Origin of the sequence: Rhodoferax sp. UBA5149 (genome assembly GCF_002413825.1) — a bacterium.
GTDB lineage: Bacteria > Pseudomonadota > Gammaproteobacteria > Burkholderiales > Burkholderiaceae_C > Rhodoferax.
In genome coordinates, this window is record NZ_DHXT01000052.1 from 1 (window position 1) to 7317 (window position 7317).

Genomic DNA, 7317 nt, shown 5'->3' on the forward strand with positions numbered 1-7317 from the left:
GATAAATTACCCGCCAGCCCCCGTCGATATTACGGAGACAGCTATTAATTATGTAGCAACTCACTGCGTCGCACGACGCAGCGTCTCCACCACCGGGCGCCGCAAGACCTCACGCAGGCCCCACCAGCCCGCGGCCAGCGCCAGCAGCGCACCGCTGAGCGACCCGAACACGGGCACCCAGAGCGAGACATTCCACTCGAACTCGAACACATACTTGGCCAGCGCCCAGCCCACCCCCGTGGCCGCCACCGAGGCCAGAAAACCGGCGAGCAAGCCCACGCCCATCAACTCGGCACGCTGCACCTGGCGCAGCAAGCTGCTTTGCGCACCGACCGCGCGCATGATGGCAAACTCGTGGGCCCGCTCTTCGCGCGTCGCCGTCACCGCGGCGAACAAGACCACCAGGCCCGCCACCAGCGTGAAGCCGAACAAAAACTCCACGGCGCCGATGACCTGGTCCAGCACGCGCTGAATCTGCCCGATGGTGCTGGTCATGTCGACACTGGTGATATTGGGGAAACTGTGCACCAGGGCATTGTCAAAACCACGGGTGGCGGGCGCTTTGAAGGCGCTCATATAGGTCGTCGGCACATCGGGCAGGCGGCTCACCGGGTACATGACAAAGAAATTGGCGCGCATCGAGCCCCAGTCCACCTTGCGCAAGGAGGTGATTTTGGACTCGGTCGGCACCCCGCCCACATCAAAGCTCAAGGTATCGCCGAGCTTGAGATTGAGTGTCTTGGCAATGCCTTCTTCCACGCTGATGGTGCCCTGCTCTTCCTGCGTCCACTGACCGGCCACGACCTCATTTTGCGCAGGCTTGGTGGCGCTGTACGACAGGTTGAACTCGCGGTCCACCAGGCGCTTGGCCCGGTCGTCCACGTAGTCGTCCGGCGTGACCGTCTTGCCGTTGACCGCGACCAGCCGCCCACGGATCATGGGGTACCAGTCAAACTTGCTCACGCCGGCGTCACGCAAGGCGCGCGCAAACGCATCGGCTTGCTCCGGCATGACGTTGATCACGAAGCGGTTCGGGGCATCGGCTGGCGTGGCCTTGCGCCAGCTGCTGATGAGGTCGGTGCGCAACAGCACCAACAGCACCAGCGCCAGCAAACCGACCGCCAGGGCACTGACCTGCACCACCGCAAAAGCCGGTCGTGCCGAAATCTGCCGGGTGGCCAACACCATCCAGCGCGGCGCCGTGCTCTCGTTCACGCCCCAGCGCAGCAGCTTGACGGCCAGCCAGCTCAAGGCGGCAAACACGACCACGGCAGCCGCAAAACCGCCGACCGCGATCAGGCCCAGTTTCACATCGCTGCTGGCGGCCAGCAGCAAGGTGGCGAAACCGGCGACACCCAGCGCCAGCACGCCTATTGACGCGGGCTTGAGGTTGCCGACGTCGCGGCGTATCACGCGCAACGGCGGCACCTGGGCCAGTTGCAGCACCGGCGGCAGGCCAAAAGCCAGCAGCAGCGTCAAGCCCATGCCCATGCCGAAAAGGACCGGCCAGATGCCGGGCGCGGGCAAGGCCGAATCCACCAAACCGGCCAGCAACAGCACGAACACATAGTGCACGGCGAAGCCGGCGGCCACGCCCAAGCCACTGGCCAGCAGGCCGATGGTGGTGAACTCGAAGGCATAGCTTGCCGCGATGGTGCGCTGGCTCAAGCCCAAGACGCGCAGCATGGCGCAGTCGTCCAGATGGTTGGCGGCAAAGCCGCGCGCCGCCAGCGCCACCGCCACGGCACTCAAGAGGGCCGAGAGCAAGGCAATGAGGTTGAGAAACTTCTCGGCCCGCTCCAGCGTTTGCCCCAGCTCCGGACGCCCGCCCTGCAGCGACTCGACCCGCACGCCGCGCACCACGGGCTTTTTGACTTCAATCAGCGCCCAGCTGACAAAGGTTTTGATGCGCCCGTCGTCACCGGCCACCGCCATGCGGTAGGTCAATCGGCTCGCCGGCTGGATCAACTTGGTGGCGTCGATGTCGGCGCGGTTGATCATCACGCGTGGCGCAAAGTTCATGAAACCGGCCCCCCGATCAGGCTCATTGACGATGACTTTGGCAATACGCAAGCTGGCGTCGCCCAACAGCACGACGTCGCCGATCTGAACGCTGATGCCTTCCAGCAAGGACGCTTCTACCCAGGCCTCACCCGGCGCGGGGATCGCCCGCGTCACGGTCTCCAGCGCACCCGGCTGACTCGCGACTTTGAGGCTACCGCGCAGCGGGTAACCGGGCTCGACAACCTTGAGCGCCACCAGCTTGCTGCCGCCGCCCTTCGTTTCCACGGCACGGGCCATGGTGGGAAACGCCAGGGTCTGGACCACCTCCAGGCCCAGTGCACGCGCCTTCAAGGCAAACGCGGCCGGGGTCGGGTTGTCACTGGAAATCACGGCGTCGCCGCCCAGCAACTGCCGCGCGTCGCGTTGCAAACCACCCTTGAGGCGGTCGGCAAAGAAACCCACCGCCGTCAAGGCCGCCACCGCCAGCGTCACTGCAACGATGAGCAGGCGCAGTTCACCCGAGCGCAGATCGCGCCACAAGGAGCGCCAGCCCAGGCGCCAAAAAGAAATGTTCATGGCGCTACCTTAGCGCACTCGGGCCTTGGGCTCAATACTCGTATTCGACCTGCAGACGCAAGGTGTTGTCCGGCGTGTTCGCGTTGGTGCCCACCAGCCAGGCGGCGTTGTAGTTGAGCGCGTGGCGGCCATCCAGTCGCACTTTTCCGAATACTGCCGGTCCGGCTTTGTGTTCCTGTTGCTCGCTGGGCAGCCACTCTCGCCACGGACCCAGGCTACCGAACCCCTGCGCACCCACCTCGAATTCCGGTTTCCATCGGTACCTGAGCTGCCACTGATAGTCCATGCTCATCGGCGAGGGCGTGGCGGCATCGTAATGCCGGCCAAACAAGAGATTCACATTGGCCACCACCTTGGGCGTCAACTCCATCTGAAACAGGGGGCCAAAACGCAACTCCCAGCCCTCGGAGCGGTCTTGCGGACGCTCGATTTCAACGACCAGGCCGACATCGACCGGGTACTTGCCGGTCTCGGTTAACTGGAACTTGTTTTCCCATTCAATGGCGTCAAAGCGCCAGCCGTCCGGTGTCTGCCGGTTTCCCTTGACATAAACCTCGGTGAACCACCATGAATTCACGCCGAATCCAAGACCCAGCGACACTGCGCTTTCGCTGCTGCCGTCATTCGCGCGGGCCGTTCCATATTTGAAGTCAACTTCTTTTTCACCCTCTTCAACAATCGGGCTATGAACGTAGTCATTGGGCTCGGCGTGGGCCACCGTCGCGAGTTTCAGGGAGAGTGCGAGGGTCAGCAAAACGCCTGCCCCCGCTTTAATAGCGGTATGCATGAAAGATAGCTCCAGAGTGGAAAAAAACGAAGATGGGTCAGGCGTGGGTCGCGGCCGGGCTGACCGGCCTTGCCTGCGCGCGTGTCTGCGCGCGCTTAACCCAGCGGGTGCCGCCCATCATGACCAACAAGGCCAGCAGATAGAAAGCGACTTGCAAGCCGGTCGGCTGCGCCTCATAGCCCGCCAAGGCATGGGCCACGGTGCCAATCGGTGAATCGACCCGCAGCCAGTTCGAGGTATCCCACAGGGTCTGCCCCCATTTATCCAGCAGGCCGGCCTGTGACAGCGCTCGGGCCAATTGGCTGGCGATGGATGCCGCGAGCAGTTGAACCAGAAAATTGGTCACGGTAAACATGCGCCGCACGGGTACGCGCGACAGCCCAACGTACAACAACAGGCCCACGGCGGTGCCACAGAGCACACCCGCGATCGCACCGGCGACGGTGCCCGTCTGGCCTGGCCCGTTGGCAAAGCCCGCGACAAACAAGACAGTTTCCGCCCCCTCGCGCAGCACCGACAAAGCGACGACGACCAGCAGAGCCCAAGGCTTGCGCTGGCCTCGTTCGAATGAGCTGCCAAGCGCACGCGCGTCGGCGGCGGTTTGAGCGCCCTGATTGGATACCCACACGCAATGCCAGATCAACATGGCCAGCGCAACGCTCAGGATGGCCACATTCACCAGGTCCTGGCCAATCCCGTCGGCCAATGCACCGATGCGTTCGGCACCCGCGGCCAGTGCCAGCGCGCCAGCCACGCCGACCAGAACGCCGCCTGTCAGGTAGCGACTGCGACCCAACAGGCCGCGTGTCGCGGCGGCAATGATGCCGACAAACAAGGCCGCCTCCAGCGTTTCACGAAAGACAATAACAGCGACGCCAAACATGAGTTTTCCAATCCTGTGATGGGGGCCAGTTATTCCGCGACGACCACGCCCTTGGCGGTGGCCTCGTTGTACTCGCCGATAAAGCTGTAGCGCCCAGGCTTGAGCGGCCCAATGTAAATCGTGGCCTTCGCGCCAGCCGGGATCACTTTTTCGCGATTCAGGCTGTGACTTTCAAACTCTTCGGGCGTCGCATCCTGGTTGTGGACGACCAATTTCACACGCTGACCGGCGAGAACTTTCAACTCGCCCGGCTCAAACTGGTGGTTCTTGATGACCAGCAGTAGCTCGGGCTCAGCCGCCACGGCGCTGCCTGCCATCACGCCGACGGTCAGGAGGCTAAGTACAAAAAATCGCAGTCGTGTCATGGTCCAAGGCTCCGCTGGTGGGAAAAGTTATCAAAATTCTTGAAAGCAAGCAAATCTTAATGCGAACGATTTGCATTGTCAATTGAATTTGTAAAGCCTCAGTGAATTTTCGTGAAAATCCGTTGGCTAATGGTTTTTGGGCTGCCACGCTGCGTCGTGACAAAAACCGGTGGGTCACGCCGCGGCGTGCTGCCGCGTACCGGCCAGTTCGGGCTGCAGCCGTAAGCGCTCGGCCGCGCTGTAACAAAGAAAACGTTTGTTGGTGGCCCGACCAATCGCGCACAGTCCCAGGCGCTGCGCCACTTCATGGCCCATCTGGGTGATGCCGCTGCGCGACACCACAATGGGCACACCCATTTGGGCCGACTTGATCACCATCTCGCTGGTCAGGCGACCCGTCGTGTAGAACACTTTGTCCGCGCCACCCATGCCAACAGACGACAAGTGACCTGTCGTCGTGGGGGCTGCCGCCGCGCCGGGCCGCCCCAAGCAAGGCACGGCCCCCTCGGGGGGCAGCGCAGCACACGCAGTGGCAAGCGTGGGGGCCACATCCTGCATCCACATCCAGCCGGCAATGGTGTCAATGGCGTTGTGGCGGCCTACATCTTCCACGAACACCAGCATCTCTTCACCCCGGAACAACGCGCAGCCATGCACCGAGCCGGCTGATTTGTAGGTAGTCTCCTGCAGGCGGATGGCGTTGACGATGCCGTAGAGCTGCGACTGGCTCAGCGTCGCGTCGGGCAGCACCAGACTGTCCACCTCCGCCATCAGGTCGCCAAACACACTGCCCTGTCCGCAACCGGTGGTGACCACCCGTTTGGACGTGCGCGCTTCAATGTCGGAAATGCCCTGGCGCGTCTTCACGGCGGCGGCTCCGACCGCCCAGTCCACCGTGATGGACTCGACTTCCCGCACCGACTGCACCAAGCGCTGGTTGCGCAAGAAACCCAGCACCAGCAGTTCAGGCTGGGCGCCCAAGGTCATCAGCGTCACCAGCTCGCGTTTGTCGACGTAAACCGTGAGCGCACGCTCGGCAGGAATTGATATTGGCTGCAAGTCTCCATACTCGTTGACAGCAGCCACTTCGCAGGTCAGCGGTGCACGCGCGTGCGTCAGAAAAGGCAAGGTCATAGAGGCAAGACTACAACAAAAAAAGCCGCCACCTTGCGCGCCGGCTTTTCAAAACTTGATGCCCGGTCAAGGCTATTTGGCAGGCGCAATGGCGGCGGCCGGTGTTGTACTGCTCGGCGGACTGGTGGCCGTGGGCGCTGGTGAATGCGCACCAGACGCCTCCAGCGGCTTGACCGCCTCAGACGGCAGGTAAGAAAACGCGCCCGGGTCAGCGCAAGGCGATGTTTCTGTCGCGGGCTTGGTGTCCTTGTTGGCGGCCTTGGCCGTCGTGTAGTAATGGGCGGCGACCTTGTCCTGCGCCTTGCAACTCAGGTAGGCATCGACCTTGCCACTCCACGCGGCCTTTGCGGCGGCCTCGGCAGCTTTGGCTTTGGCCTCCTCGCTCAAGGGTGGCAACTTGGCCATGAGCAGCGTCGAGGCGCCGATTAAAAGGCTCGCGGCTATCAGTTTTTTCATACGACTTTCCTCGCTTTACACCTGAACGGTCGGGCTGGGCGGCAGCGGCTGGCTGCGCTGGGCAGGAACACGGCCGGCCTTCACGTCATCCAACCAAAGCTCATGGTGCTCCCTGGCCCAGGTTTCATCCACATAGCCGGTTTTCATGCCCGCGTAGGCACCTTCCGTGCCCAATGTGCCCAGATAGATGTGGCCGATGAACATGGCGACCATCAGAAGATTGGACACCGAGTGCACCATATGGACCACCTGCATGGTGCTGCGTTCGTAGACCAGGCCCGGCACCAGTTTGTCCATGAGCAGGCCCGAGCCCACAACGATCAGCCCCAACACAAAAACACCCGCCCAGAATACGACTTTTTCACCGGCGTTGAAACGACCCGACTTGACCTCGTGCTCGGAGAACATGCCACCGCCTTTGAGCAACCAGTTCACATCCCCCCTGGCCGGCAGGTTGTCGCGCACAAAGGTGACGATCACAACCAGCAGCGAAACGGCAAACACCGGACCGGCGAAGTTGTGCGCGTTCTTCAAGAAATACGTCAGCCAGCCAAACAATACCGTGCCCATGACAGGCAGCAGGAAGAACTTGCCGAAGGCCATGACCAGGCCGGAAATGGCCAGAATGCTGAAGGCAATCGCGTTCGTCCAATGCGCCGAGCGCTCGAACGGCGTGAAGCGCTCGATCATGCGGCCGCTGGGTTGTCCGTGCAGCTTGATGCTGCCCATGCGCCAATAGAACAGCGCGAAGGCGCCCAGCACGATCAACAGCAAAGCGCCGCCATAAGGAATAAGCCAGTGGTTGCGCACTTGCCGCCAGGCCTCGCCCGCATTGGTCAGGCGCGAGCCCGGGTACTGCACAAAAGGCTGGATCAGATTGCCCGCTTCGGGGGCTGGCAAGCTGCTGTAGCCCGTGACGCCGGAGCCCACCTGGCGCCACATCGGCGCGTTGTTGCCCGGCTGCACCTTGGCACGTTCGCCATTGGTCTGCGTGGCATAGCCCGGCTCGGCACTGGCATCCGGTTTCACGACCCCTTCCGGTTTCACATCAAGTATGTTCTGGCTTTTGACGGCGCCCGCATCGGATGGCGCAGCAGCCGCAGCAGCCGCAG

Annotated in this window: 7 protein-coding genes; all 7 read right to left on the minus strand. The window is 62.5% G+C overall.

What is annotated here, in order from left to right; translation table 11 throughout:
- Positions 1 to 60 precede the first annotated feature (60 nt).
- The gene (locus B3V69_RS04290) at positions 61 to 2580 is read right to left on the minus strand and encodes an ABC transporter permease (RefSeq protein ID WP_296444127.1); all 2520 of its coding nucleotides are present in this window, start codon (positions 2578 to 2580) and stop codon (positions 61 to 63) included.
- 31 nt (positions 2581 to 2611) lie between these two features.
- The gene (locus tag B3V69_RS04295; RefSeq protein ID WP_296444129.1) at positions 2612 to 3367 is read right to left on the minus strand and encodes a hypothetical protein; all 756 of its coding nucleotides are present in this window, start codon (positions 3365 to 3367) and stop codon (positions 2612 to 2614) included.
- A gap of 37 nt (positions 3368 to 3404) precedes the next feature.
- Complete coding sequence (locus B3V69_RS04300; protein ID WP_296444131.1) at positions 3405 to 4250, minus strand: FTR1 family iron permease; 846 nt, start codon at positions 4248 to 4250, stop codon at positions 3405 to 3407.
- Between the two features lie 29 nt (positions 4251 to 4279).
- Positions 4280 to 4615, minus strand: a complete 336-nt coding sequence (locus tag B3V69_RS04305) for a cupredoxin domain-containing protein (RefSeq protein ID WP_296444133.1) — start codon at positions 4613 to 4615, stop codon at positions 4280 to 4282.
- A gap of 174 nt (positions 4616 to 4789) precedes the next feature.
- Positions 4790 to 5749 carry a formate dehydrogenase accessory sulfurtransferase FdhD gene (locus B3V69_RS04310; RefSeq protein ID WP_296444135.1) on the minus strand — a complete coding sequence of 320 codons (960 nt, stop codon included), beginning with the start codon at positions 5747 to 5749 and terminating at the stop codon, positions 4790 to 4792.
- Positions 5750 to 5821: 72 nt separating this feature from the next.
- Entirely contained in the window at positions 5822 to 6205 is a 384-nt protein-coding gene (locus tag B3V69_RS04315) for a hypothetical protein (protein ID WP_296444137.1), read from the minus strand.
- A gap of 15 nt (positions 6206 to 6220) precedes the next feature.
- Positions 6221 to 7317, minus strand: a 1097-nt coding sequence (locus tag B3V69_RS04320; RefSeq protein WP_296444139.1) for a formate dehydrogenase subunit gamma, incomplete at its 5' end; no start/stop codon positions are given.